Here is a 1057-nt window from a genome sequence, read left to right as displayed (position 1 = left end):
GGACGTGCCCTCCTTCGGCGACTGGGGCTTCCTGCTCGCCGCCCCCGGCGCGACCGCGCCCGCGCTGGCCCTGCCCGCCGCCGCGCCGGCGCTGCGCTTCCTCGACGCCGCGACGCTGGCCGCGGCCGGGGCCTTCCCCGCCGACCGGCGTCGGGTCGACGTGCCGGCCTCCACACTGTTGCAGCCGAGGGTGCTCGAATACGCCCGCGCGGAGTGGCGCGGCTACTAGGCCGCCCGTCACGGCTGACACACCGGCCCGGCGGGTCCGGGTCCGGGTGGCATGCCGGGTTGGCCGGTTGTCGATACGGTGTGACCCGATCCAGGGAAGGAGAATCATGGCCGATTCCCAGAACGCACCGGCTCGTACCCGGCCGGGTGTGGTGACCGTTTCCACCTATCTGCTGATCCTGTTCGCGATCATCCAGTTGATCACCCTCATCGTCTCACTGTCCACGGTGGGCAAGCTGCGGGAGGCGCTCGACGACCTCTACCGCGGCACCTCCGCCAACGGCACCCAGAACGTGGCGGACTTCGCCATCGCCGCGACGATCGGTGGCGGCATCCTCGCTCTGCTGCTCGCCGTGGCGCTGGCCGTGCTGGGCCTGTTCAACAACCGGGGCAGCAACGGGTCGCGGATCGCCACCTGGATCCTGGGCGGCATCCTCGTCTGCTGCACCGGCGGCAGCCTCCTGAGCGGCCTGGCGGGTGGCCTCGGTGGTCCCACCGGGACGACCGGTGGCGACGGGCCCACCCCGCAGGAGGTCCAGCGTCGCCTCGACGAGGCGCTGCCGTCCTGGGTGGGGCCGGTCACCACCCTGCTCGGGGTCGTCGCCCTGCTCTCGCTGCTCGCCGCGTTGATCCTGCTGGCGCTCCCCAAGGCCAACGAGTTCTTCCGCAAGCCGAAGCCGCAGTGGGAGCCGCCGGTCCCCGGTGCGTCCTACCCGGGCTACCCGCAGGCCGGCGGCGGCCAGCCGGGCTACCCGCAGGCCCCGGGCTACCCGCAGCCGCCGGGGCAGCCGGGCTACCCGGCGCCGGGCGGCCAGCCGCCGTCCGCGCC

At 74.0% G+C, this 1057-nt stretch carries 1 protein-coding gene and 1 pseudogene; both read left to right on the top strand.

Features of this window, described 5'->3' with window-relative positions; translation table 11 throughout:
- Nucleotides 1-229: pseudogene (locus NCC78_RS31880) on the top strand (polyamine aminopropyltransferase); the annotation flags it as partial.
- A 106-nt stretch (nucleotides 230-335) separates the two neighbouring features.
- A partial coding sequence (locus tag NCC78_RS31875) for a hypothetical protein (protein ID WP_250799192.1) occupies nucleotides 336-1057 on the top strand: 722 nt, incomplete at its 3' end.

It is taken from the genome of Micromonospora phytophila, assembly GCF_023656545.1.
GTDB lineage: Bacteria > Actinomycetota > Actinomycetes > Mycobacteriales > Micromonosporaceae > Micromonospora > Micromonospora phytophila.
This window is presented reverse-complemented; position numbering and strand designations above follow the sequence as displayed.